The sequence below is a fragment of the Actinacidiphila alni genome, from assembly GCF_900112845.1.
GTDB classification, from domain to species: domain Bacteria; phylum Actinomycetota; class Actinomycetes; order Streptomycetales; family Streptomycetaceae; genus Actinacidiphila; species Actinacidiphila alni.
This window is the reverse complement of the sequence record NZ_FONG01000016.1, coordinates 152,892-178,929: the sequence shown is the minus strand read 5'-3', so window position 1 is coordinate 178,929 and position 26,038 is coordinate 152,892. Positions and strand designations below refer to the sequence as shown.

The window sequence follows — 26,038 nt, the reverse complement described above, 5'->3', positions numbered from 1 at the left end:
AGGCTCCGGCGGGCCGCGGGGGCGTTTTCGGCAAGAAGCCCCCGTGAAGGTACCGGTGAGTTCGCCGGGCGCCGCCCCCGGAGTCCAGGGTTCCGGGGCCTCATGGCCGCAGAAGTACCAGGTCGTCCCGGTGTACGACCTCGCGTTCGTAGGCGGGGCCGAGTTCCACCGCGAGGTCGCGGGTGGAACGGCCGAGCAGCCGGGGAAGCTCGCGCGCGTCGAAGTTGACCAGTCCGCGGGCGACCGGCCGGCCCGACTCGTCGAGCAGGTCGACGGGGTCGCCTGCCACGAATTCGCCCTCCACCGCGGTGACTCCGGCCGGCAGCAGCGAGCTGTTCCGTTCGGTGACCGCGCGGACCGCCCCGGCGTCCAGGCGCAGCGCGCCGCGCGGGGTGGAGGCGTGCTCCAGCCACAGCAGCCGGTCGGCGGAGCGCTTGCCGGTGCGGTGGAAGTGGGTGCCGGTCGGGCGTCCGGCCAGGGCGTCGGCGGCGTGCACGGCGGAGGTCAGCACCACCGGGATGCCCGCCTCGGCGGCGATCCTGGCGGCCTCGACCTTGGTGACCATGCCGCCGGTGCCGACCCCGGACTTGCCCGCGCTGCCGATGGTGACGCCGGCCAGGTCCTCGGGCCCGGTGACCTCGTCGATCCTGCTGGTGCCCGGGGTGCGGGGGTCGCCGTCGTAGAGCCCGTCGACGTCGGAGAGCAGCACCAGCAGGTCGGCCCGGACGAGGTGGGCGACCAGCGCGGCGAGCCGGTCGTTGTCGCCGAAGCGGATCTCGTCGGTGGCGACGGTGTCGTTCTCGTTGACCACCGGGAGGGCGCCCATGGCCAGCAGCTGGTCGAGGGTGCGGTAGGCGTTGCGGTAGTGGGCGCGGCGGCTGACGTCGTCGGAGGTGAGCAGCACCTGGCCGACGCGGACGCCGTAGCGGGCGAAGGAGGCGGTGTAGCGGGCGACCAGCAGGCCCTGGCCAACGCTGGCGGCGGCCTGCTGCCTGGCCAGGTCGCGGGGGCGGCCGGACAGGCCGAGCGGGGCGAGCCCGGCGGCGATGGCGCCCGAGGAGACCAGCACGATCTCCTTGTCGGGGCGCCCGCCGGAAGCGCCGCCGCCGCCGGCGCGGACCGCCGCCAGGACGTCCACGAGGGCGTCCACCCGGTCGGCGTCCAGTCCCCCGGCGGCCGTGGTCAGCGACGACGAGCCGACCTTGACCACGACCCTGCGGGCCTCCACCACGTCCTGCCGTGCCGTTGTCACGTGCGTCCCTCGTATCGCCGCTGCCACACCTGTCCAGGACCGCGCCGGGCCCGGCCCGCCCTCGGCCTGTTACGGTTCCGGCCTGTTACGGATCCGGCCCGTTACGCCGTCGGGTGCTGGAGCTGCCAGGCCGCCCAGGCCGACTCGACCATGGCGCGCACGTCGTACTGCGCGGTCCAGCCCAGCTCCCTGCCGATCGCCTCGGCGGAGGCGACGACCCGGGCCGGGTCGCCCGGGCGGCGCGGGGCCACTTCGGGTTCCAGCTCAGTGTGACCGGAGACCTCGCGGATCAGGTCGACCATCTCGGCCACCGAGACGCCCTGCCCGCTGCCGATGTTCAGCACCAGCGACGCCTCGGGGTCGGCGGCCAGCCGTCGGGCGGCGGCGACATGGGCGGCGGCCACGTCCTGGACGTGCACGTAGTCGCGCACACAGGTGCCGTCCGGCGTCGGGTAGTCGTCGCCGAAGATCAGCGGGGCGCGGCCCTGCGAGATCCGCTGGAAGACCAGCGGCACGATGTTGGCGGCACCGCGGTCGCCCAGCTCCGGCGCGGCGGCGCCGGCGACGTTGAAGTAGCGCAGGCTCGCGGTGGCGATGCCGTGCGCCCGGCCGACCGCCGAGATCAGCCACTCCCCCGCGAGCTTGCTCTCGCCGTACGGGCTCATCGGCGCGCACGGCGTCCGCTCGGTGACGAGGTCGACGTCCGGCATCCCGTAGACGGCCGCGGAGGAGGAGAAGACGAAGCGCCGCACGCCCGCGTCGACCGCCGCCTCCAGCAGGGTCTGGAGACCCGTCAGATTCTCCCGGTAGTAGAACAGCGGGCGTTCGACGGACTCGCCGACCTGCTTGCGGGCGGCGATGTGCACGATGCCGTCGACGCCGTGCGCGGCCAGCACCCGGTCGAGCGCCGGGCGGTCCAGGACGCTGGCCCGCTCCACGGCGACACCGGCCGGCAGCCGGTCGCTGTCGCCGGCCGTGAGGTCGTCGAGGACGACGACCTTCTCACCGCCGTCCACCATCGCCTTGACGACATGCGATCCGATGTAACCGGCGCCGCCGGTGATCAGCCAGGTCATGGCGCCATCCTAATTCCGCCGGACGGCGGCGAAACCCGGGGGCCCGTCGGATACCACAGGGTCTAGACTCGCCGCGACCGGAACCGGACGGATTTTCGGATCCGGATATTCCGGTTCCCGGCCGTACCGAGGTGTGCGAGGTATTCGGTGGACGCCGAATATCCGCAACCCATTGCGCTCTTATTCCACATCCCAGGGGGGAATGTGTCCCACGCACAGCCGGCGCGCCTTTCGCGGCGCCGCCGACTCGTCGCGGTGTGCACCACCGGTGCACTCGCCCTCGGCGCCCTCGCGCTGAGCACCACCGCGCAGGCCGACAACGGCCCGCAGCTCCACCGCGTCACCCGGCCGACGGCGCCGGCCTCGGCGCAGCCGACGCTCACGCTGCCGAAGAAGAAGGTCGGGCAGTTCTCCACCACGGCGGCGGCCGCCCCGCTGCGGTACGACCCGGACGGGGACGGCTACCCCGACGAGCTCTACCGCGGCAACAGCCGCCACTACTTCAACTCGCTGGCCACGAAGAACGTGGACCTCGGGGCGAGCAGCAGCGGTGTCCTCTACAAGGACGTCATCACGCCGGGCGATCTGGACGGCCAGGCCGGTCCCGAGATCCTGGCGCTCACCGGCTCCGGTCAGCTCTCGCTCTTCAACGCGTCGAGCTTCCCCAACGGCGGCCCGCTGTGGACCGGCACCGGCTGGTACGTCTACAACAAGATCGTCGCCACCGACGACATCACGGGGGACGGCAAGGCCGACATCGTCGCCCGCACGCCGGACGGCCAGCTCTACCTCTACGAGGGCACCGGCAACGCTTCCGCCCCGTTCAAGGGCAAGGCCCTGATCGGCCCCGGCTGGAACCAGTACGACCAGCTCACCAGCCCCGGTGACATGAACGGCGACGGCGTCAGCGACCTGATCGCCCGCGACACCAAGGGCAATCTGTACTTCTACGCCGGCACCGGCAAGGCGTCAGGACCGTACGCGGGCCGCGTCGCGATCGGCTCCGGCTGGAACGCGTACAACCAGCTCATCAGCATCGGCGACGGCGACGTGTTCGCCCGGACCGTGAACGGCGACCTCTACTACTACAAGCCCAACGGCGTCGGCGGTTTCGCGCCGAAGCTGAAGAGCGGCACGGACTGGAACGTCGAGCTGTTCGCGAACTCGGGCTCCAACCCGCAGTTCGGCAAGAAGGAGCTGTACGGTCTGTCGACCGGCGGCACCCTCTACTGGTACTACACGAACAACAACGGGACGCTGGCCGCCCGCCAGCAGGTGAGCGACGCCGGCGGCTGGAAGGGCTACACCACCTTCGGCTTCGCCAACTCGCTGAACGACGAGGGCTACGCCGACCTGCTGTTCCGGGAGGGCACCAACCTCTACAACCTGGAGCTGGCCGGGAACAGCCCGATCGCCACCGGCTGGGGCGGCTACAACATCTACCTCGGCCCCGGTGACCTCAACGGCGACGGCAAGGGCGACCTGCTGGCCCGCGACACCAAGGGCAATCTGTACCTCTACCGCGGCCAGGGCACCGGCACCGCGCTGACCGGCCGGCTGCTGGTCGGCCCGGGCTGGAACGCCTACAACGCGATCGTCGGCGGCGGTGACCTGACCGGAGACGGCCGCGCGGACATCGTGGCGCGGGGCACCGACGGCACCCTGTGGCTGTACAAGGGGACGGGCATCAGCACCCGGCCGTTCCAGTCCAAGGTCAAGATCGGCCCCGGCTGGAACCGCTACAACAAGCTGGCCTCGCCCGGCGACATGGACGGTGACGGCCGCGCCGACCTGGTCGGTGTGGACGGCAACGGCAATCTGTACAGCTACAGCTCGACCGGCACCGGTTCGTTCAAGACCGCGGTCAAGCAGGGCCCGGGCTGGAACGGCTACAGCCGCCTGTTCTGAAAGCCGCCGCACGACGGCATGACGACGGCATGACGACGGCATGACGAGGGGCGCCCGCACCGGCCAGGTGCGGGCGCCCCTTCGGCACAGCCGGGTCGGCGTGCCGTCGTGCAGCGGTCAGCGCGTGGCCAGTTGGGTGTACGTGCCGATGCCCTGGCTGCGGGTGACGGCCGGGACGGCGTTCACGCCGAAGGACACCAGCGCCGTACGGTCGTGTCCCGCGGGCAGGACCGCGGGCCGGCCGACCGCGAAGGGCGTGGCGGCGGGCGGATTCGCGCCGGCCGCGGCCGGTGCGGCGCCGTCCTTGCCGTGCACCAGCAGGGCGTTGCCGAAGTCGGCGCGCACGGCGAGCAGCGGTTCGGTGACCGCGGCCCGGCCGCCGAGCAGCGCGACCGGGCCGAAGCCCGCGTCGCGTACGGCGGCGGCCGGCTTCCAGTGGCCGCCGCGGCCCGGGCCGAGGCGTTCCACCGCGATCTCTGCGGTCTCGGGCCGGCGGAAGGCCAGCAGCAGCGAGCCGTCGGTGGCCGTCACCACTTCGGGCACCTCGCCCGGCACACCGGTCTGCCGCAGCGGCCGGCCGACGAGTTCGCCCTTCGGGCTCCCCTGCGTCCATTGCAGCAACGTCCGGTGGCCGGCGGCGAAGACATGGATCCGCCCGTCGTGGTCGACGGTCGCGGCCAGGCCCTCCTGCACCTGGCCGCCGGACAGTTTCCGCCATGGCGACCACCGGCCGGAGGTGTCACGGACCCGGGTGCTCAGGCCCTTGGAGGCGTTCCGTACGAACAGGTGCACCCGGCCGTCCTTGCCGGTCACGGCGGTCGGCGGCCCGACCCGCCGGCCGCGTACCGGATTCGCCTCGGGGTTGCCGAGGCTGAGCCAGCCGTGGATCGCGTGGTCGGCGCCGGACCGCAGCGCGGTGCCCGTCGCGCCCGGCCGCCGCCCGTGCCCGCCCTGCTTCTCCTGCTTCTCCTGCTTCTCCTGCTTTTCCTGCTGCGTCTGGTCGAGCAGCACGATCTCCCGGGTGTTGCCGTCCGGCTCCCCCGCGAGACCGGAGAAGCGCAGGCCGAACAGCAGATGGCGGCCTTCCTTGTCGGTGACGACGCTGAGCGCGGGGGCCAGCGGGCCGCCGCCGAGGTCCTCGGGCGCGTTCCACTGGCCGCGCCCCGGCGCGGTCTCGGTCCAGCGGGCGGCCCGGGTGCCGAGCACGCCGTAGACGGTGAGCCGGCCGTCCTTGGCGGCCACCGCCTTGGGCCCGGCGGTGGGATAGCGGTAGTGGGTGCTGCGCACCCAGCCGCGCGGCGACTTCAGCGCGTCGCCCTGGCCGACGCCGTAGTCGCCGCAGCCGCCGATGTCGCCGCAGTGCCAGTCCGGGCTGCCGCCGTACACATCGAGCACCTCGGCCTTGAAGCGGACGGCGGCTTGCGGGAGATTGTGCGGCCAGCGCTGGTTGTAGTAGCCGCGGTACGCCTCGGTGAGGAACACCGGGGCCGGGCCGCCGTTCGCGACGGCGTGCTCGGTCCACTGGGACATCGCCCGCCAGGTGAACAGCGCGGTGGCGGTGTGGTCGCGGTGGTCGGAGTAGCCGCCCTGGTCGCTGCCCCTGGGGTTCTGGGCGTTGTGGATCTGGATGTCGGGGTCCGGGTCCAGCGTGCGGATCAGCGTCGGCCGGAAGGTCGCCATCAGGAAGGCGAGGGCGTCGATCAGCGACTGCCGGTCGAAGGTGTGGGTGCCGCGCACCGGGCCGTCCGGCAGCGGCACGGTACGGACGGTGCCGTCCTTGGCCCAGAGCTTGTCGATGCCGAGGGTGCCGCCGCCGCGCACCGGGGTGTGCATGTCGATCCGCAGGAACACCAGCTCGGCGCGGCGCCCGCCGTGCCGGAGGGTGTCGACCTCGGCGGCGCCGCCGCCGGGCAGGGTCAGCGCGGTGCGGGTCCACGGGGTGAAGACCTCGGCGCCGAGCATCCGGGCGTACGCCTGCCGCAGGCCCTGCTGCCGGGCCGAGACGTACGCGGGCACATTGGCGAGCGGGCGCGAGCGGCCGGGCGCGCGGTTCACACCGAAGGAGTCGCCGCTGGTGACGTACACCGAGACCACGGGCACCTCGCGGTCGATGCCGGCGGCGGTGTCCGGGTTCATGAAGTACAGGTCGTCGTCGGGGTGCGCCATCACCTGCATGACCAGCGGTGCGGTGGGGGTGCCGAAGGTGACCCGGGCCGTGGCGGGCAGCGCGCCGCCGGTCGGCGGGGCGCCGTACGAGACGGGGGGCGTGGCGGGCGGCCGGGCGGAGGGGCCCGCGGTGCCGCTGCAGCCGGCGAGGCCGATCGCGGCCAGTGCGCCCGCCGCGGAGACCGCCACCGCGCGGCGGCCGGGGCCTTTGTTCCCGGGTGTTGCTGCCGGCTCCAGCATTCGGTCCAACGTTCCGGCTCCGTTCACCTCTCGTGTGATCATTTCGACCACCCGCAGCGCAAGAGGGACAATTTCCGGCAGGGGTTTCTTCCGTTTGTGGTGACCGTTGTCACAGGGTGAGATTCGTGTGCGGACGCAACCCCCGACCGAAAAGGACGGAAACGCCCGGTGCCCGTGGAACACCGCCCGAGGTGGGCCGGATTGCCGTCCGACGGCCGGGTGGAAAGCAGCCAAACACCGAGGAAACGGTGAACTTGCTGATCTTTGGCATCCTTGAAACGATGCGCGGGCCCATGGACCACGGGCCCGCGGACCGCCGCTCCGCCGGGGCACCGGCGGACCGGCCGACAGACGAGACGAGAACCGGGGGTCAGGACCACCGTGAGTGATTCGCTCTTGCCCTACGCGGTGGGCGCGGCCAAACGCGCGCGTTCCGCGGCGGTACGAGTACGCCGCAGGGTTGAGCGGATGCACACCGTGCCCGCGCTCGGCACCGGAGTACGCCCGCGACCACTGCTGCAGACCGTACATCTGTCGGTGCTCGGCGGTCGCACTCTGAACGTGGCGGTGCCCTTCCCGCACCGGCCCGAGGGACTGGCCGCCGCCCGGCTGGAGTTGATCCGCGGCGGCCGCAGGCTGAGCCTCGACCTGGTCCAGGAACCGCGCAGGGACGGCTCGCTGCTGCTCACCGCGACGACGGCGCTGCTGCACGCGGGTCCCACCGAGCGCGACAGCCGCGGTCTGGTGCTGGACAGCGGGGTGTGGCGGCTGGTCGTGGTGACCACCGACGACGGCGGCCGGGAGACCCGGTCCGACCTGACCGCGCCGACGCCCAGCACCATGGACGGCCCGACGCTGCCCACCTCCCCCTCCACCTCCAGCGGCGCGGTCTTCCGGCCGGTGCGCTCGGTCGACGGCCGGGCCATGCTCAAGGTGACCGGGCCCGCCCAGCAGGCCGAGCTGGTCTCCTTCGATCTGCGCTGGGACCGGATCACCGTGCACGGGCGGCTGCTGGCGGCCCGTCACCCGGTCGGCGAGTACACCGTCGAGGCGGTCCGCCGCGGCACCACCAAGGCAGTGCCGGCCCGCCCGGTCTGGGACGGCGACACCTTCACCTTCGACCTGCCACTGGCCGCGATGACCGCGGGCTCGCGCACCCAGCGCACCTGGGACGTCCAACTGCGGGCCGGCCGGACCCGGTTGAAGCTCGCCCGGCGGCTGACCCACGTGCGCCACCCCAAGCAGATCTTCCGCACTCCGTACAGCATCATCGCGCTGGAGAGCGGCTCCCTGACACGTGTGCACGCCCACCTGACGCCGAGTGGCGCACTGGCGGTCGCCTGCGCCGCCTTCGGAACCAACGAGGACGCATGAAGATCACATTTCTGCTCACCTGGGGCGACGCGATGGGCGGCACCGAGATGGCCGCCTACACCCAGGCCGCCCATCTGGCGCCGCTGCACGACGTCGAGGTGCTCAGCGTCTTCAAGACCGAGTCGGAGCCCTTCCTCACCGAGGGCAAGTCGGTGCCGATGCGCTACCTGGTGGACCGCACGGGCAGCGTCCCGCGCCCGGTGCGCGCCAGTTCGCTGACCGACGAGGAGTGCCTGGCGCTCGCCTCGCAGCCCAGCGAGCTGATCCCGCCGTCGGCGGAGCCCACCTTCGACCGGCTGTCGGACTTCGAGATGACGGCCGCGATCAGCCGCCTCGACTGCGACATCCTGATCACCACCACGCCCGCGCTGATGATGGCGATGGTGGAGCTGGCCCCGCCGCGGGTGGTGACCCTGCACCAGGAGCACCGGATCTCGCAGCTGCGCGGCCCGACGGGCGAGCCGATGCTGATCCACGCGCCGCGGCTGGACGCGCTGGTGTCGCTCACCGAGCTGACCACCAACTGGTTCGAGGAGTCGCTCGGCGCGTCCGCGCCGCTGCTGGCCACCATCCCCAACGCGATGCCCGAGGGCTACCGGCCGCGCTCCGACCTGGAGACCAAGGTCGTCATGGTGGCCGCGCGCATGATGCACGAGAAGGGCATGGATCTGGCGATCCGCGCCTTCGCGGAGATCTGCGACGAGCGTCCCGGCTGGACGATGCGGGTCTTCGGCGGCGGTCCGCAGCTGAACATGCTGCGCCGCCTGGTGGAGGGGCTCGGCCTGCACGACCGGGTGGAGATCCTGGGCCGCTCCCGGCAGCTGTCCGAGGAGTGGGCCAAGGCGTCGATCGCGCTGATGCCGTCCCGCTGGGAGGCGTTCGGCCTGGTGATGCTGGAGGCGTTCTCGGCCGGTGTGCCGGTCGTCGCCTTCGACAATCTCACCGGGCCCGCCACGATCGTGCGGCACGAGGTCGACGGTCTGATGGTGCAGTCCGACGACGTCAGCTCCTACGCCGCCGCCATGGCCCGGCTGATGGACGACGACGAACTGCGGCACACGTACGGCAAGAACGCCCTCGAAGGCGCCCGTGAGCGCTTCAACGCCGAGAAGATCTCGGGCATGTGGGAGGAGCTGTTCGCCAAGCTCATCGAGCGCCGCGACAGCCCCGAGCGGTTCAGCGAGCGGGCCGACCGGGCCGCCCGCCGGATCGCGAGCGGCGGCAGCCGGACCTTCGCGGTGGCCGCGCCGGTCAGCCGGCTCTCCCCGTCCAACGAGGAGCAGAAGGCCCGCGAGGTCATCATCCAGGCGCAGGACCGGGGCCGCCTGATCCGCTCCGGCGGCCGGGTCGCCGAGGTCAGGGACGACGTCCCGGCGTGGAAGATGGCCCGGATCAACCTCGAACTGGCCGCGGACGCGCTGGAGCACCACTCGATCCCGTACGTCCTGCTGCGCGACACCGCGCCGGCCGCGTACCGGCTCGCGGTGCGCGCCGAGGACGGGCAGCGGGTGCTGGACGCGCTCGCCGAAGACCTGGCGGGCAAGCCGGTCTACGGCGAGCTGATGTCGCCGAAGTCGGCCGCGCCGGGCGCGGTGCTCGCCGAGCGGCTGCACAACGTCGGCGAGGTCAAGGGCGTACGGCTGTTCAAGCCGACCGTCTCCGACAGCCGCACCCTGCGCTACGGGCCCGCGTACGGCTGCCGGATCGAGTTCTGGACCGAGGACGAGGACGGCTGGCGGGTCACCCCCGGCGCCGCGACCGTCGCGGGACCGCGGCTGCCGGACCTGGAGCCCAGCGGCAAGCTGGCCGTCGGCGAGCGCGAGTACCCCTCGATCGAGGCGTTCACCGGCAAGAACCTGATGTGGGACATCGACTTCCCGATCGACGTCGTCTACACCTGGGTCGACGACACCGACCCGGCCTGGCGGGAGCGCAGGGACGCCGCGCGCGCCGCGGCCGGGCTGCCCACCAGCGGCGCCGAGGCCGGTGACGTCCGCTTCCGCAACCGCGACGAACTGCGCTACTCGCTGCGGTCGTTGGCCACCCACGCGCCGTGGGTGCGGAAGATCTTCCTGGTCACCGACGACCAGACGCCGTCCTGGCTGAACACCGACCACCCGGACATCCAGGTGGTCAGCCACCGCGAGATCTTCGCCGACCCGGACGTGCTGCCGACCTTCAACTCGCACGCCATCGAGAGCCAACTGCACCGCATCGAGGGCCTGTCGGAGCACTTCCTCTACGTCAACGACGACGTGTTCTTCGGCCGTCCGCTCAACGCGGACGCGTTCTTCCAGGCCAACGGCACCTCGAAGTTCTTCCGTTCGCCGACGTCGATCCCGGTCAGCGAGATCTCGGACGACGACGAGGGCTACTTCGTGGCCGCGAAGAACAACCGCCGGCTGCTGAAGGAAGCCTTCGGGCGGGTCGCCACGCACGGCTTCCTGCACGCGCCGCACCCGCTGCGGCGCAGCGTGCTGGCGCAGATCGCCGAGCGCTGGCCGGAGGAGACGCGGGCCACGGCGGCGAATCAGTTCCGCAGCCGCACCGACCTGTCGATCACCTCGTCGCTGCACCACCACTTCGGCTTCCTGACCGGCCAGGCCACGCCGAGCGCGATCTCCTGCGGGTACGCCGACATCGGCGACTATCTGCACCACAAGCAGCTCACCCGGCTGCTCACCTCGCGCCACCAGGACGTGTTCTGCATCGGTGAGTCCGCCGACGCCGAGGTGCCGGTGGAGGAGCAGGACCGGGTGCTGCGCGCCTTCCTGAGCGCGTACTTCCCGGTCCCCTCCCCCTACGAGCGCTGACCGCCGGTCACTTACGGTCCGCCGGGCCCTCTTCGGTCTTCTCGAAGGGGCTCGGCACCGGGAAGTACGCCTCCAGGAACGGCGTGATCAGGTCCTTCTGCCCGCTCGCGTCGTTCTCCGTGGAGACGGTGTCATTGATGCAGAAGACGGTCTTGTCGCGGTTGGCCAGCAGCCGGCCGAGCCGGGTCTCGGTCCACGGGTGCGTCAGGTCCAGGTAGGTGTACGGCAGGTCCGTCGACGGGATCGCGCGCCGGGTGTGGAAGGCGTAGTAGTGGTGCAGCGACGAGGCGATGGAGATGTCGTCCATGCTGCGGAAGTGGCTGGACTCGGTGTGCCGGTACTCGGCGGCGAACTCGTCCTCGATCTCGTCCAGGACGCTGCGCCGCAGGGCGTGCGGCATGTGCTTCATCTTCTGCACCAGCACCGCGCCGTAGCGCTCCTCGATCAGCCGCCGGTTGTTCTTGCCGGCCGCCGCGACCGGCGGGTCGGCCGCGGTCTTCTCGCCGAGCGGCACCAGCGCGGGTGACGGGAAGAACTTGGTCAGGCCGTTGGCGAGGAAGAAGTCCTGCGGCGTCACCTCGTTGCCCAGCAGCACATCGTCGTTGAAGTACAGGAAGTGCTCCGACAGGCCCTCGATGTGGTGCAGTTGGCTCTCGATGGCGTGCGAGTTGAAGGTCGGCAGGGCGCTCGCGGTGCGGAAGATCTCCCGGTGGCCGACCACCCGGATACCGGGCAGTTCGGTGTTCAGCCAGGACGGCTGCTGGTCGTCGGTGACCAGGTAGATGTTGCGCACCCAGGGCGCGTACATGTGCAACGACCGCAGGGAGTACCGCAGTTCGTCGCGGCTGAGGTAGCGCGCCGCGTTGGCCGCCTCGTCGTGGTACGCCTCGCCGGAGAACTCGGCGCGGCGGCGCAGCCAGGCCGGGTCGGCGCCGTCCACCCAGGTGTAGACGACGTCGATCGGGAAGCGGATCTCGCCGGTGGGGTGGATCGCGAAGTGCTCGCGGGTACGGACCTCGAAGCGCGGGCCGCTGCCGGTGTCGCGGGGTGCCAGGTCGGTGAAGAACGCCTCGGGCGCGTCCACGGTCTTGGCGTCCGCGGGGACGGCGTCGGCGAACTTGCCGGGGCGCGGGGCGACCAGCGCGCCGTCCTCCTCGTGCCAGAACTCGATGTCGCAGCCGTAGCGGGTGCCCAGTGCCAGGCCGCCGCTGTCGTCGGTGCGGTACCAGGTGAGCCGGAAGACCGGCGCGCTCGCGACGCGGCGCCAGGAGGTCTGCTCGTAGCCCGGCAGCGACTCCTCGGGGACCGCGCTGTTGCCCTTGACCGGGGTGAGATAGCCCGGCTCCTCGGCGCACAGCGCGGTCAGCGCGGCGAGCACCGCCTCGCGGTCGCTCTCGTGGACGGCCACCGCGGCGGCGGTGTGCGACCGGCCGCGGACGCAGAAGTGGTCGAGCCCGGCGGCGGTCAGGCAGCGCAGCACCGCGTCGAGGTTGGCGCGGCGGGCGGCCAGCGGGGTGACGCCGGACATGACGATCGCGACCTTGGCCTCGCGATTGACGGTGATCACCGTGCGGTCGGGGCGGTCGACCATCGCCTGGTGGCGCTTGCCCACCCGGGCCGCCCTGGCACGCTCGGCGGCAGCGGTCGCACCCGCGATGCGCAGCTTCACCTGCTTGCGCAAGTCCGAGTCGACGCGGGAGGCGATCTTCCGTCGGGCGCTCTCCGGTACTGCTCGTCGGTAGACCCCCAGCAGTCGGGGTGCCTCGGGATTACGCACGGCGGGCGGCTCCTGTTCGGGTGTTCCGGTGTTCGACCTGCGGGCGGCGGCCCGTCCGTCCGTCTGGCGCGGGCCGATACCTCAAGTATGCCTTGCGTTCTCCAAGGGGCCGCGTGCGGTATACCTTGACGAACAGCGCATGAACGCAAGCCCCCTCATGAAGTGGCGCGCAGTGTGTTTAGGCGAATTCGGTTGCCCGTCATTGGGTGAATTTTTTATTGAGCGGTGCGGGCTCTTCGCCGAACTCTCGGCAACCCGCGCTTTGCTGCCCAAAGCAGAGCCACAGGTCGTCCTACGCTGACGCAGACACGTGCGGGACCACGTGGCGGACATCTGCGCGAACGCGTACGGCTCCGCGCCGCCGGCCCGCACCCGCCCGCATCCGCGTACGGCGCCGAAAGTGATCTCATGCGACTGTCGATCGTAGTTCCCTGCTACAACGAAGAGGCCGTGATCGAACTCTTCGACGTACGCATCCGGGAGACCCTCTCGGCGCTCTCCGTCGATTACGAGCTGTGTTACGTGGACGACGGCAGTTCCGACAACACGCTGGAGCGGCTGCGGGCGCTGGCCGAGAACCGCGAGGCGAGCACGCGCTATGTGTCCTTCAGCCGGAATTTCGGCAAGGAGGCGGGCATCCTCGCCGGGCTCCGGGAGACCACGGGCGACGCGGTGGTCGTGATGGACGCCGACCTCCAGCACCCGCCGGAGCTGATCGGCCGGATGATCGAGCTGCACCGGGCCGGGCACGACCAGGTGATCGCGCGGCGCACCCGCGAGGGCGACAAGAAGGTGCGGTCGGCGGTCAGCCGGATGTACTACCGGATGATCAACAAGTGGGTGGACGTCGAACTGACCGACGGCGTCGGCGACTTCCGGCTGCTGTCGCGGCGGGCGGTGGACGCGCTGCTGGAGATGCCGGAGTACAACCGGTTCTCCAAGGGGCTGTTCTCCTGGATCGGCTTCGACACCGTGACCTTCGACTACCGCAACGCGGCGCGCGAGGCGGGCGAGACGAAGTGGCGCTTCGGGGCGCTGGTCAACTACGGCATGGACGGGCTGATCTCGTTCAACAACCGGCCGCTGCGGGTGGCGATCTACGCTGGGCTCGCGCTCAGCGCGGTCGCCGCGGCGTACGCGGTGACGGTGACGGTCATGGCGATGATCCAGGGGCCCGACGCGCCCGGTTACGTCACGCTGCTCGTGGCGATCGTCGGGCTCGGCGGCATCCAGATGCTCATGCTCGGCTTGATCGGCGAGTACATCGGGCGTATCTATTACGAGACGAAGCGGCGGCCGCACTTCCTGGTCAAGGAGACGAACGCGCCGCGGGCCTTCGGGGTGAGTGAGCAGAGCGGCACGGGTGCGACGAGCGCGACGCTGCCCCGGATGGAGATCCGTTGACCCTGGCAGGCGCCCGTTCCCCGCAATTGCTGCAGATCGTTCGGTTCGCCCTGGTGGGCGGGGTGAACACGGCGACTTTCTACGGTTTCTATCTGGCGCTGCATCCGTGGATGCCGTACTTCGCGGCGTACACGCTGGCTTTTGTGCTCAGCATGATCGGCTCGTTCTTCCTGAACACGTACTTCACGTACCGGACCCGGCCGACCTGGCGGAAATTCCTGCTCTTCCCGCTGACCAACCTCACCAATTACGTGGTGACCAGCGTCGGCGTCTACGCCCTGGTCGAATGGGCGGGCATGAACGACAAGATCGCCCCCCTGGCGGCCGCAGCCGCCGCCATCCCCTTCACGTACCTGCTCTCCCGCCGCATCCTGGTCCCGACAGCGGGCACCGACACGGCACCAGCGGAGGCAGGGGCGGCCGAGCCGCAGCCCGCACCGCCCCTGCGCGCCTCGCGCTAGCCGGTTCTAGCTGAAGGGGTCGAAGCCCCGGAACTCCTGCTCGGCCTCGTCGCGTTCGGCCTGCTTGTCGCGGCGGCGGGTGACGGCCGGGCGGGGGGCCTCGAAGCGGTGGTCCTCGCCGCGGCGGCCGAGCATCTCGGCGCCGGCGGCCATGGTGGGCTCCCAGTCGAAGACGACCGCGTCGTCGTCGGGGCCGATGGCGACGGCGTCGCCGGGCTTGGCGCCGGCCTTCGTCAGGGCCTCCTCGACGCCGAGGCGGTTGAGGCGGTCGGCGAGGTAGCCGACGGCCTCGTCGTTGGAGAAGTCGGTCTGGCGGACCCAGCGCTCGGGCTTCTCACCGTGAACGCGGTAGAGGCTCTCGCCGTCGCGGGCGACGGTGAAACCGGCGTCGTCGACGGCCTGCGGGCGGATGACGACCCGGGTGGACTCCTCGACGGGCTTGGCCGCCCGCGTCTCGGCGACGATCTTCGCCAGCGCGAACGACAGCTCGCGCAGCCCCTCGTGGGAGACGGCGGACACCTCGAAGACCTGGTAGCCGCGACCCTCAAGCTCCGGCCTGATCATCTCGGCGAGGTCACGCCCGTCGGGCACGTCCACCTTGTTGAGCACGACCAGCCGCGGCCGGTCCTCCAGGCCGTTGCCGTACGCGCGCAGCTCCGCCTCGATGACGTCGAGGTCGCTCGCCGGGTCGCGGTCGGACTCCAGCGTCGCGGTGTCCAGCACGTGCACCAGCACCGAGCACCGCTCGACGTGCCGCAGGAACTCCAGGCCGAGGCCCTTGCCCTGGCTGGCGCCGGGGATCAGCCCGGGCACGTCCGCGATCGTGTAGACGGTCGAACCGGCCGTCACCACGCCGAGGTTGGGCACCAGCGTGGTGAACGGATAGTCGGCGATCTTCGGCTTCGCCGCCGAAAGCACCGAGATCAGCGAGGACTTGCCCGCGCTCGGGTAGCCGACCAGCGCCACATCGGCGACCGTCTTCAGCTCCAGCACGATGTCCCGGGCGATCCCGGGCTCGCCGAGCAGCGCGAAGCCGGGCGCCTTGCGGCGGGCCGACGCCAGTGCCGCGTTGCCCAGGCCCCCCCGACCGCCCTGGCCCGCGATGAAGCTGGTGCCCTGGCCGACGAGGTCGGCCAGTACGTTGCCGTCCTTGTCCTGCACCACCGTGCCGTCCGGCACCGGCAGCACCAGATCCGTACCGTCCTTGCCGGACCGGTTGCCGCCCTCGCCCGGCTTGCCGTTGGTCGCCTTGCGGTGCGGGCTGTGGTGGTAGTCGAGCAGCGTCGTGACGTCCTGGTCGACGACCAGGATCACATCGCCGCCGCGGCCCCCGTTGCCCCCGTCGGGGCCGCCCAGCGGCTTGAACTTCTCCCGGTGCACGGAGGCGCAGCCGTGGCCTCCGTTACCCGCGGCGACATGCAGCTCGACGCGGTCCACGAAGGTGGTCATGGCATTCCTCCAGATACGTACGGGTCGGTACGGGTGCATACGGGTATGAGCGATGCTTCCCGCGTTGTAACACGCCGAGGGCGGCCTCGCTTCCCGTGACCAGGAAGCGAGGTCCGCCCTCGGAGGTGAAGCTGTGCCGTTCTACGGTGCCTGGATCAGGCGGCCGGAACGATGTTCACGACGCGACGCCCGCGCTTGGTGCCGAACTCGACCGCACCGGCGGACAGCGCGAACAGCGTGTCGTCCTTGCCGATGCCGACGCCGGAGCCGGGGTGGAAGTGCGTGCCGCGCTGGCGGACGATGATCTCACCGGCGTTGACGACCTGGCCGCCGAAGCGCTTGACGCCGAGCCGCTGAGCGTTGGAGTCGCGACCGTTCCGAGTGGACGATGCGCCCTTCTTGTGTGCCATCTCTCCTCAGTCCCTTACTTCGCAGCCGTGGGGATGCCGGTGATCTTCAGCGCCGTGTACTGCTGGCGGTGACCCTGGCGACGGCGGTAGCCGGTCTTGTTCTTGTAGCGCAGGATGTCGATCTTCTGGCCCTTGTGGTGGTCCACGATCTCGGCCGCGACCTTCACACCGGCCAGCACCCACGGGTCACTGGTGACGGCGTCCCCGTCGACGACGAGCAGCGTCGAGAGCTCGACCGCGTCGCCCACCTTGCCCGTGGGAATCTTGTCAACCTCGACGATGTCGCCGACAGCCACCTTGTGCTGACGGCCACCGCTACGCACGATTGCGTACACGCGGATCTCACTCTCTTTGCTCAAGTCGGAACCCCTGATGCCAGCCGGCCCGCACGAAGCGGCGGCCTCTCCCGGCGGGCCGGGAGGAAATTGCTCAGAAGTGGGCGCACAAACGCCGAAGGTCAAGAGTACGGAGGCCGTCCTCCCCGGGTCAAATCCGCCCGGGGAGGACGCGACCGGCTACTCCGCGGGGGCCGCGGACTTCGTGGCGGCCTTCTTCGTCGTCTTCTTCGCGGCCGTCTTCTTGGCCGCGGTCTTCTTGACCGCGGCCTTCTTCGTCGCCGTCTTCTTCGCGGCGGCCTTGCGCGGCGCCCGCTTCTTGGGCTCCGCGTCGGCGGACTCCGTCTCGGCCGGGGCGGCCACCACCACGACGGCGGCCTCCTCGGCGCCGGACGGCGATCCGGCGGGCGCGGTCACCTTGCGGGTGGCGCGGCGCCGGGCGCGGGCCGGGGGCTCGGTGGAGACCTCGGGCTCGGGGGCCTCGGCGATCGCGGGCGCGGCCGGCTGCTCGGCCGACACCACCACCACGGCGGCCTCCTCGGTCGTCGCCGGGGAACCCGCGGGAGCGGTCACCTTGCGGGTCGCGCGCCGCCGGGTGCGTACGGGCGCCGCGGACTCGGGCGCGGCGGCCGTCTCGGCGGCCACGGTCTCGGCGGCCGCCTCCGCCTCCGCGACGGGCTCGCTGACCGGGACGACCACGACGGCCGGCTCCGGCTCGTGGTCCGCGGCGGGCGGCGCGCCCGCGGGAGCGGTCGCCTTGCGGGCGCCGCGCCGCCGGGAACGACGGCCGCCCGAGGCTGCGGCCTCGGCCTCCGCCGCCGTGCCGAACCACTCCTCCTCGGGGTCGCCGACGGCCGGCACCAGGTCGGCCTCGCCGACCTCGATCGGCTCCAGCTCGGGCAGCTCGTCGACAGGGTCGACGGAACCGGTGTCGGTCTCGGTGTCGTCCGACTCCAGCACGTGCTCGTGCTCGTGGCTGTCGCCCGCGCCGCCGCCGTTGCCGGACTTGCCGCGCCGCTTGCGCTTGCCGCCACCGCCGCCACTGGTGGTCGCCTGGTCCATGTGGACGATGACGCCGCGCCCGTTGCAGTGCACGCAGGTCTCGGAGAAGGACTCCAGCAGACCCTGGCCGACCCGCTTGCGGGTCATCTGCACCAGGCCGAGCGAGGTGACCTCGGCCACCTGGTGCTTGGTCCGGTCCCGGCCCAGGCACTCCAGCAGCCGCCGCATCACCAGGTCGCGGTTGGACTCCAGCACCATGTCGATGAAGTCGATGACGACGATGCCGCCGAGGTCCCGCAGCCGCAGCTGGCGGACGATCTCCTCGGCCGCCTCCAGGTTGTTGCGGGTGACGGTCTCCTCGAGGTTGCCGCCCTGCCCGGTGAACTTGCCGGTGTTGACGTCGACCACGACCATCGCCTCGGTCTTGTCGATCACCAGCGAACCGCCGGACGGCAGCCACACCTTGCGGTCCAGCGCCTTCAGCAGCTGCTCGTCGATCCGGTACGTCGCGAAGACGTCGATCTCCGAGGTCCAGCGCGACAGCCGGTCCGCCAGGTCGGGCGCGACGTGCGTGACGTACTCGTGGATCGTGCTCCACGCCTCGTCGCCGCTGACGATGACCTTCGAGAAGTCCTCGTTGAAGATGTCGCGGACGACCCGGACGGTCATGTCCGGCTCGCCGTAGAGCAGCGTCGGCGCGTTGCCGCTCTTGGCCTTCTTCTGGATGTCCTCCCACTGCGCCTGGAGGCGCTCGACGTCGCGGCGCAGCTCGTCCTCGCTGGCGCCCTCGGCGGCGGTGCGGACGATGACGCCCGCGTCCTCGGGGACGATCTTCTTGAGGATGGTCTTCAGCCGGGCCCGCTCGGTGTCCGGGAGCTTGCGGCTGATGCCGGTCATCGAGCCCTCGGGCACGTACACCAGATAGCGGCCGGGCAGCGACACCTGGCTGGTCAGCCGGGCGCCCTTGTGGCCGATCGGGTCCTTGGTGACCTGGACGAGCACCGGCTGGCCGGACTTGAGGGCGGACTCGATACGGCGCGGGCCGTTGCCCATGCCGAGCGCCTCGAAGTTGACCTCACCGGCGTACAGCACCGCGTTGCGGCCCTTGCCGATGTCGACGAAGGCGGCCTCCATGGACGGCAGGACGTTCTGCACCTTGCCCAGGTAGACGTTGCCGACGTAGCTGGTGGCCTGTTCCTTGTTGACGTAGTGCTCGACGAGGACGTTGTCCTCCAGCACGCCGATCTGGGTGCGCTCGCCGTTCTGCCGCACCACCATGACGCGCTCGACCGCCTCACGGCGGGCCAGGAACTCGGCCTCGGTGATGATCGGCACGCGGCGGCGCCCCTGCTCGCGGCCCTCGCGGCGGCGCTGCTTCTTGGCCTCCAGCCGGGTGGAGCCCTTGATGGACTGCACCTCGTCGGCGCCGGTGCCGCCCTCCAGCTTCGGGCGCGGCTCGCGGACCTTGACGACCGTGCGCTCCGGGTCGTCGCCGGACGCGCTGTCGTCGCCGCCCGCGTCGGAACCGCGACGGCGGCGGCGCCGGCGACGGCGGCTGGAGCTGCTGCCCGAGGTGTGCTCGTCGTCGTGCGACGCCTCGTCGGCGGACTCGTCCTCGTCGTCGCCGTCCTGGCCGTCCTGCGCCTCGTCCTCGTCGTCGCCGGACGCGGTGTCCTCGTGCTCGCCGGACTCGCCCCTGCGACGGCGGCGGCCGCCGCGGCGGCGCCGGCGCGAGGGGCGCTCGTCGCCGTCGTGCTCGCTCTCGGCGTCCGCGTCGGACTCCGTACCCGCTTCGTCCTCGGCGGCGGGCTCGTCCTTGTCGTCCGCGACGACCGGCTCGGCGGTGGGGGCGGCGCCGCCCCGGCGGCGGCGACGGCGGCGCGGGCCGCTCTCCCGCTCCTCGGGTCCGGCCTCGGCCTCGTCGTCGGCGTCGGCCTCGGCCACCTCGACGGCGGGCTCCGGCTCGGCGGTCGGCGCCTGGAACACCGGCGGCTGGAAGACGGCCACGGCGGGACGCGTCGCCCGGCGCCGGCCGCGACCGGTCGGCTCCTCGGTCCTGACCTCCAGCGTGATCGCCTCGGCCGGGATCCCGAACGCCTCCGCCAGGGCGGTCACCGCCTGCGCGTTCGCCTCCTTCAGCGTGCTGCCGTAGCCCCGGATCTCGTAGGCGTCATCGACCTCGACGCCCCATCCATCGCCGTCCCGCAGCGCCTTGCCGGTGTACTCGAACCGCTCCTCGGCCGCGTCGGCGCCTTCGGCCTCCTCGGTCGCGGCGGCCGTCTCCTCGCGGGGCGCCAGCGAGCCGGGCTTGAGCCGCCGGGACCCGTCGCCCGCGGAGAAGGTCGCCACCGGCGCCCCCGCGGCCCGCTTCCGCCCGCGCCGCGTTCCGGCGCCGCCGCCGTTGGAGGCGGTGGTGTCGGCGCCGGCCCCGGCGGCCGGGGTCTCCGGCGCGGCGACCTCGCGCGTGGCGCGGCGGCGGGTACGGGCCGGGGCGGCGGCGTCCGTGCTGTCGGCGGTGTCGGTGCCTTCCGCGCCGGGCGTCGCGGTGGTGTCCGGCGCCTCGTCCGCGGAGACCGCGGGAGCGGCGACCTTGCGCGTGGCGCGACGGCGCGTACGGGCGGGGGCGGCATCGTCAGCGGTGGACGCGGAGTCGGCGGTGTCCGCCGCGGCCTCGTCCGTCGAGGCCGCCGGAGCGGCGACCTTGCGGGTGGCGCGGCGGCGGGTACGGGCGGGGGCGGCATCGTCGGCGGATTCGGCCGCATCGGCGGCAGCGGTCTCCTCGGCGGCGGGCGCCGGAGCCGCGACCGAGCGGGTCGCACGGCGGCGGGTACGGGCGGGCGCGGCGTCGTCGTCGGAGGCAGTGCTGTCGGTCGCCGTAGGCTCCTCGGCCGAGGGGGCCGGTGCGGCGACCGCGCGGGTCGCACGGCGGCGCGTACGGGCCGGCGCGGCCTCGTCGGCGGGGGCGGCGGAGTCGACAGCGGTGCCGTCCTCGGCGGTCTCCGCGGCCGGAGCGGTGGCCTTGCGGGTCGCGCGGCGGCGCGTCCGGGCCGGCGCGTCCTCCTCGGAGGCGGAGTCGGCGGGTGCGGCGGAGTCGGCGGAAGCGCCGCCCTCGTCCGCCGAGACCGCCGGAGCGGCCACCTTGCGGGTGGCGCGGCGGCGCGTACGGGCCGGAGCGGCGTCGTCGCCGGAGGAGTCGGCAGAGGCGACGTCCGGCGTACCGCCGTCCGTGGTGTCGGCGGCCGGCGCCGCCGTCTTGCGGGTGGCGCGGCGCCGCGGGCTCGCGGGCGCGTCCTCGGAGGTGGAGGTGGAGGCGGCGGCCTCGGCACCGTCTCCCGCGCCGGCCGGCGGGCCCGCGGGGCGGGACGCGGCGCGGCGGCGGCGCGGCGGGGCCGCGTCCGTAGCAGGGGTGGGTTCGTTGGCGTCGGTCTGGTCGGGCATTCGGGCCATGCTCCCGTCGAGCTCCCGGGCGCCGCGCCCTGGTCCGGTGGCGGCCGGCCGCTTGGTCGCGGTACCGCCGTCCGGGGGCGCGGGCGCCGCACGGGAACTGCTGTGTCGCTCGTCGGCCCCGCGTCGGCGGGTCGACGAAAGTCTCATGTGGTCTGCGCCGCCGGACCCGGGTGGCTCCCTGGTGCGTCGGCGACGCGTGACAACGTGGCTACGCGGACCCGGCAGGTACCGTCACAGCGTCGCGATCGTGCGCGAGCGGGTCGGTGACCGTGCCGGACTCCTCGTCGAGCGGCCCCTGCGCCAGCCTGGTCACCGCTGCGGGGACCGGCGGCGCGAGGTCGGCCGTCGCGTCGAGGCCGGACAGTACGTCGTCGGGCCGTACGGCAGGTGTCAGGTGCCGCACAACCAGCCGCAGTATCGCACAAGCGCGGTCCCGCGGCCCATTGGCACCCTGTTCGGACAGGTTCGCGTCGCCCGCGTCACCCGCCGCGTCGACGACTTCGAGGCGCGTGACGGCGCCGCGGGTGTCGAACGTCCTGATGCCGTTCTTCGTCCTGCGCTGTACTTCCACGGTCTCCGCGGCGAGGAACGCCGCGACGGCCTGCCGTGCCCGGTCCGGGTCGACCCCGTCCAGGCGGACCTGCCAGACCGATGCCTCCAGGCGCTCGGCGAGTCCCGAGGTACGGGCCTCGACGGCCTCGATGATGTCGAGTCCGGCGGGCAGCGACTCGTCCAGCAGGACCCGCAGCCGCTCGGGGTCGCAGGTGCGGGCGAGACCGATCTCCAGATACTCCGCCTCGCTGCCCACGCCGGTGGGTGCGGCGTTGGCGTACGACACCTTGGGGTGCGGGGTGAAGCCGGCCGAGTACGCCATCGGCACCTCGGCGCGGCGCAGGGCCCGCTCGAAGGCACGCTGGAAATCGCGGTGGCTGGTGAACCGGAGGCGACCGCGCTTGGTGTAGCGCAGTCGGATGCGCTGCACCGTTGGTGCGGGCGGCGGACCTTCGGGCTGTCGCTTGCCCAGTGTCGTTCAGTCCCTCGTACGTACTTCGTGTGCCGGGGGTCCGTGTCGGGACCCGGTTGTCCCTTCCAAGGTTACGCCGCGTCGCGCCTTGCTGATGACGCGTGGCCGCGGCCTGTGGACAAGCGGGCACACAGCCGGCGCACAGCAGGCAACCCTGCCCCGCCCGTCATTCCCGCACCGGGCCACCCCCTGTGGATAAGTACGGCTTCCGCCGATGTTCATCCGCGGCTCCGGTCAGCGCCACTACGGTCTCGTATTCATAACGGGTCTGGACCGAAATCGGAGCCGGTCCGGCGCCCGTATCAAAGGAGTCACCCCGATGAGTCCAGAGCTGTCCCGCCGTACGCTGCTCGGCAGTGCCGCAGGCGCGGCCCTGCTGTCCGCACTGCCGATGAGCGTGCGGACCGCGCTGGCCGCGCCCGCGCGACCCGGCAGTCTTGAGGACATCGCGCACGTCGTCGTCCTCATGCAGGAGAACCGGTCCTTCGACCACTACTACGGCACGATGCAGGGCGTGCGCGGCTACGGCGACCGCACCGCGGTGCGCGGGGTCAACGGCCGTCCGGTGTGGGCGCAGCCCGACCCGTCCCGCGCCGAGGGCCATCTGCTGCCCTTCGCCATGAACGCCGCGCACACCAACGCGTACCAGCAGGGCGCGCCCGCCTTCGGCTTCACCGACTCGATGAACGCCCGCAACGACGGACTCGCGGACGGCTACGTCACCCGGCGCGGAGGCGGCTGGCTCGGCCAGGGCTACTACGAGCCCGCCGACATGCCCTTCTACAACGCGCTGGCCTCGGTCTTCACCATCTGCGACAACTACCACGCGGCGATGGAGACCAGCACCAACCCCAACCGCGAGCACTTCATGACCGGCACCAGCGGCGGCACCGTCCGCGACACCCCGGTGACCGACAACACCGAGACGTCGGCCGGCTACGAGTGGACGACGTACGCCGAGCGCCTGGAGGCGGCGGGCATCTCCTGGAAGACGTATCAGGCGCAGGAGAATTTCGACGACAACGCGCTCGCCTGGTTCGCGCCCTTCCACCGGGCCAAGCCGGGCGAGCCGCTGTACGAGCGGGGCATGCGGCGGGCCGGGGACCCGGCGCAGGCGGGCGATCCGTGGGCGATGGGTGACGCGCTGGTGGCGGCCTTCGCCGCCGATGTGGCCGCGGACGCGCTGCCGCAGGTGTCCTGGCTGGTGGCGCCCGCCGCGCTGTCGGAGCACGCCAGTTACGCGCCGCCGGACGGCGAGGACCTGACCGCGCGGCTGCTGGCGGCGCTCGCCGACCATCCGGCGGTCTTCGCCAAGACCGCCTTCATCCTGAACTACGACGAGCACGGCGGCTTCTTCGACCATGTGCTGCCGCCGGTGCCGCCCATGGGCGCGGGCCGCGGCAAGTCCACGGTGTCCACCGACGGCGAGATCGTCGTACGGGTCACCAAGTCCGGCAGCACCTACCACCGGGTGGTCGGCTACGACGGCCGCTACCGCGTCAAGGCGGCCGACGGATCGCTGACCTGGTCGGACACGCTGCCCGCCGGGGAGAGCGTGGTCGCCGGGCCGTTCCCGCTGGGCCTGGGCATCCGGGTGCCGATGATCGTGGCGTCGCCCTGGACGCGCGGCGGCGTCGTGGACTCGACGGTCTACGACCACACCTCGGTCATCAAATTCCTGGAGAAGCGCTTCGGGGTGCGCGAGCCCAACATCAGCGAGTGGCGGCGCGCGGTCACCGGCGACCTCACTTCCGTGTTCGATTTCTCCGGCGACGAGCCGAAGTGGCCGTCGCTGCCCGACACCAGCGGCAACCGGCGGAAGGTCACCGACTCCGGCAAGCTGCCGGCCCCGACCGTGCCGAGCCCGCAGGTGCCGCCGGTGCAGCAGCGCGGCAGCCGGGCGGCGCGCCCGAGCCCGTACGCGCTGCGGATGCGGTCGCATGTGCGCGGTGCCTCGCTGGAGCTGGATTTCGTCAATCTCGGCACCCAGGCGGCGGTCTTCGCCGCGTATCCGGCGCCCGGGAGCAGGCCGCGGTTCTTCACCGTCGGCGCCCGTGACCGGCTCTCCGACGCCTGGCAGATCGACGCCGACGGCTACGACCTGCGGGTCAACGGCCCGAACGGTTCGCTGTGGCACTTCCGCGGCGGCGCGGCGCGGCTGGAGGCGCAGCTCACCGAGGACCCGGTCGCCCGGCACCTGGAGATCGAGCTGCGCAACGACGAGCGCGGCCCGCGCACCTTCCGGATCGGCGACCTCGCCTACCGCGGCGGCGTGCACGAGATGCGGGTCGGCGGCGGCGCCACCCGGTCGATCACGCTGGGCGTGGACCACGACGGCTGGTACGACGTGGCCGTCACCGACGCCGACGACCCGTTCTTCCTGCGGCGGTTCGCGGGCAAGGTGGCGGACCACCGGCCGGGCGTCACCGACCCGGCGATGGGCGCGCCGGACGCGCTGACCGCCGAGGTACGGCTGTCGGCCGCGTCGCCTGCGATCGACGAGCCGGTCGTGCTGCCGGGCCGCCCGTCCACGGTGACCGCGGTGCTCACCGCGACCGTCGCGGTCACCAAGCTGGAGGCCGCACCGGTCGTGCCGGCCGGATGGGAGGTGCGTACGGTGACGGCGCCGCCGGCGCGGCTGTCCGCGGGCGCCTCCGCGACCGCGGTGTGGCAGGTCACCCCGCCCGCCGCTCTGCCGTCGGACACCACGCACCGGGTGCTGGTCACCGCGCGCGGCACGGCGGGCAACCGGCTGGCGCTCGCCGACTGCGAGGTGGCGGCGCGTACGGCGCCGTCCATGGACGGCTATCTGCTCGGCGAGGACTTCGAGTCACTGGCCGGGCAGTTGAAGCCGGCGGTGACGCTGCCGGTACCGGCCGACGTGCTCGGCTGGACGGCGACCGCGCCGGCCTGCTGGTCCGTGGTGAACGCGGCGGGCATGCCGCAGGGCAGCGTGGAGGAGCAGGGCTGGACCTTCATGACCAAGCGGTTCTGGACCGCGTCCGACAGCCAGGACCGCGGCAATTTCTCGCGGGCGCTCGGCATCATCGCGGTCGCCGATCCCGACGACTGGGACGACCACGGGTCGCCGTCGGGCAAGGGGACGTTCGACTCCACGCTGGTCTCCCCCGCCGTCCCCGTCCCGGCCGGCGCCACCGTGCTGCACCTCGGTTTCGACTCCCACTACCGCCAGGAGGCGCCGCAGACCGCCACCGTCAGCGCCGTCTTCGACACCGGCGAGGAGACCGTCCTGCTCACCTACAGCGGCGCGGCCACCGGCAACGACAACGCGGGCCACGACGCCGAGAACCAGCTCGTCACCCGCACCGTCGACGTCCCCTCCGGCGCCCGCACCGTCACCCTGAAATTCCGCATGTTCAACGCGGGCAACAACTGGTACTGGGCGATCGACCACATCCGGCTCGGCACGCGGCCGGTGACCGACTGACACTCAGCGCCTCCGGCGCGGAAGACGGGCGGGCCGGCGCTCGTCCGCCGCGCCGGCCGGGCGGCGCCACGAGCCGCGGCTCCACCCGGCCGACGCGGCGCGGCGTCGAGGACAGCTCGGCGCACGGCGCTCGGCGAAGCCCGGAGTCGGCACCGTGCCGCACGGCCTCAACGGTCGCTCGGCGGCCGCCTCTTCGCGAGGCCCGGGGACGGGCCAGGGGTCAGGTCCGGGTTCCGGGGGCGGCGGTGCCGCACGGCCTCAACGGTGGCTCGGCGGCTGCCTCTTGGCGAGATCCGGGGACAGGTCCGGGTTCTGGGAGCGGCGGGCGCGCGCCGCGAAAGGCGAGCGGAGCCACGAGCCGCGGCTCCACCCGGCCGGCGCACCACGGCATCAAGGACAGCTCGGCGCACGGCGCTCGGCGAAGCCCGGAGTCGGCACGGTGCCGCACGGCC

15 protein-coding genes are annotated in these 26,038 nt (G+C 72.4%); 6 read left to right on the top strand and 9 right to left on the bottom strand.

All coding sequences use genetic code 11. The annotated features are described in order from the left end of the window. Positions 1-100: 100 nt before the first annotated feature. Positions 101-1,252 carry a glutamate 5-kinase gene (gene proB / locus BM076_RS24740; protein WP_177246589.1) on the bottom strand — a complete coding sequence of 384 codons (1,152 nt, stop codon included), beginning with the start codon at positions 1,250-1,252 and terminating at the stop codon, positions 101-103. Between the two features lie 101 nt (positions 1,253-1,353). After that, complete coding sequence (gene galE / locus BM076_RS24735) at positions 1,354-2,328, bottom strand: UDP-glucose 4-epimerase GalE (protein WP_093715893.1); 975 nt, start codon at positions 2,326-2,328, stop codon at positions 1,354-1,356. A gap of 255 nt (positions 2,329-2,583) precedes the next feature. Here galE and BM076_RS24730 point away from each other — a divergent pair, with 255 nt between their 5' ends. Further along, complete coding sequence (locus BM076_RS24730) at positions 2,584-4,236, top strand: FG-GAP-like repeat-containing protein (RefSeq protein WP_245796301.1); 1,653 nt, start codon at positions 2,584-2,586, stop codon at positions 4,234-4,236. 117 nt (positions 4,237-4,353) lie between these two features. Here BM076_RS24730 and BM076_RS24725 read toward each other — a convergent pair whose 3' ends face one another. Further along, positions 4,354-6,642 (bottom strand): PIG-L family deacetylase, encoded by a 2,289-nt coding sequence (locus tag BM076_RS24725; RefSeq protein WP_093715891.1) that lies wholly within the window; start codon positions 6,640-6,642, stop codon positions 4,354-4,356. Positions 6,643-7,110: 468 nt separating this feature from the next. On the opposite strand from BM076_RS24725, the gene BM076_RS24720 reads away from it, so the two are divergent. Then, entirely contained in the window at positions 7,111-8,016 is a 906-nt protein-coding gene (locus BM076_RS24720; RefSeq protein WP_245796300.1) for a hypothetical protein, read from the top strand. After that, positions 8,013-10,829, top strand: coding sequence for a stealth conserved region 3 domain-containing protein (locus BM076_RS24715; protein WP_093715889.1), 2,817 nt, complete (start codon positions 8,013-8,015; stop codon positions 10,827-10,829). Before BM076_RS24720 ends, BM076_RS24715 begins: the two co-directional genes overlap by 4 nt. A 7-nt stretch (positions 10,830-10,836) precedes the next feature. Here the strand turns inward: BM076_RS24715 and BM076_RS24710 are convergent, their stop codons facing one another. Next, positions 10,837-12,606: a stealth family protein gene (locus BM076_RS24710; protein WP_093715888.1), complete on the bottom strand. Its 1,770-nt coding sequence runs from the start codon at positions 12,604-12,606 to the stop codon at positions 10,837-10,839. Positions 12,607-13,014: 408 nt separating this feature from the next. Here BM076_RS24710 and BM076_RS24705 point away from each other — a divergent pair, with 408 nt between their 5' ends. Both BM076_RS24705 and BM076_RS24700 read left to right on the top strand, forming a co-directional pair. Continuing rightward, on the top strand, positions 13,015-14,010 hold the full coding sequence (locus BM076_RS24705; RefSeq protein ID WP_093715887.1) for a glycosyltransferase family 2 protein: 996 nt from the start codon (positions 13,015-13,017) through the stop codon (positions 14,008-14,010). Positions 14,011-14,012: 2 nt separating this feature from the next. Then, on the top strand, positions 14,013-14,471 hold the full coding sequence (locus tag BM076_RS24700; protein WP_093715927.1) for a GtrA family protein: 459 nt from the start codon (positions 14,013-14,015) through the stop codon (positions 14,469-14,471). Positions 14,472-14,477: 6 nt separating this feature from the next. Here the strand turns inward: BM076_RS24700 and obgE are convergent, their stop codons facing one another. From obgE to BM076_RS24675, 5 genes are all read right to left on the bottom strand, one after another. After that, on the bottom strand, positions 14,478-15,920 hold the full coding sequence (gene obgE, locus BM076_RS24695; protein ID WP_093715886.1) for a GTPase ObgE: 1,443 nt from the start codon (positions 15,918-15,920) through the stop codon (positions 14,478-14,480). A 155-nt stretch (positions 15,921-16,075) separates the two neighbouring features. After that, entirely contained in the window at positions 16,076-16,330 is a 255-nt protein-coding gene (rpmA, locus tag BM076_RS24690) for a 50S ribosomal protein L27 (RefSeq protein WP_031514533.1), read from the bottom strand. Between the two features lie 14 nt (positions 16,331-16,344). Then, complete coding sequence (gene rplU / locus BM076_RS24685) at positions 16,345-16,665, bottom strand: 50S ribosomal protein L21 (protein WP_093715885.1); 321 nt, start codon at positions 16,663-16,665, stop codon at positions 16,345-16,347. Positions 16,666-16,845: 180 nt separating this feature from the next. Further along, on the bottom strand, positions 16,846-21,105 hold the full coding sequence (locus BM076_RS24680; RefSeq protein ID WP_407640703.1) for an Rne/Rng family ribonuclease: 4,260 nt from the start codon (positions 21,103-21,105) through the stop codon (positions 16,846-16,848). Positions 21,106-21,322: 217 nt separating this feature from the next. Next, positions 21,323-22,096, bottom strand: coding sequence for a TIGR03936 family radical SAM-associated protein (locus BM076_RS24675; protein ID WP_093715883.1), 774 nt, complete (start codon positions 22,094-22,096; stop codon positions 21,323-21,325). A 361-nt stretch (positions 22,097-22,457) separates the two neighbouring features. On the opposite strand from BM076_RS24675, the gene BM076_RS24670 reads away from it, so the two are divergent. Further along, the gene (locus tag BM076_RS24670; protein ID WP_177246588.1) at positions 22,458-25,586 is read left to right on the top strand and encodes a phosphocholine-specific phospholipase C; all 3,129 of its coding nucleotides are present in this window, start codon (positions 22,458-22,460) and stop codon (positions 25,584-25,586) included. The last annotated feature ends 452 nt before the right edge of the window (positions 25,587-26,038 follow it).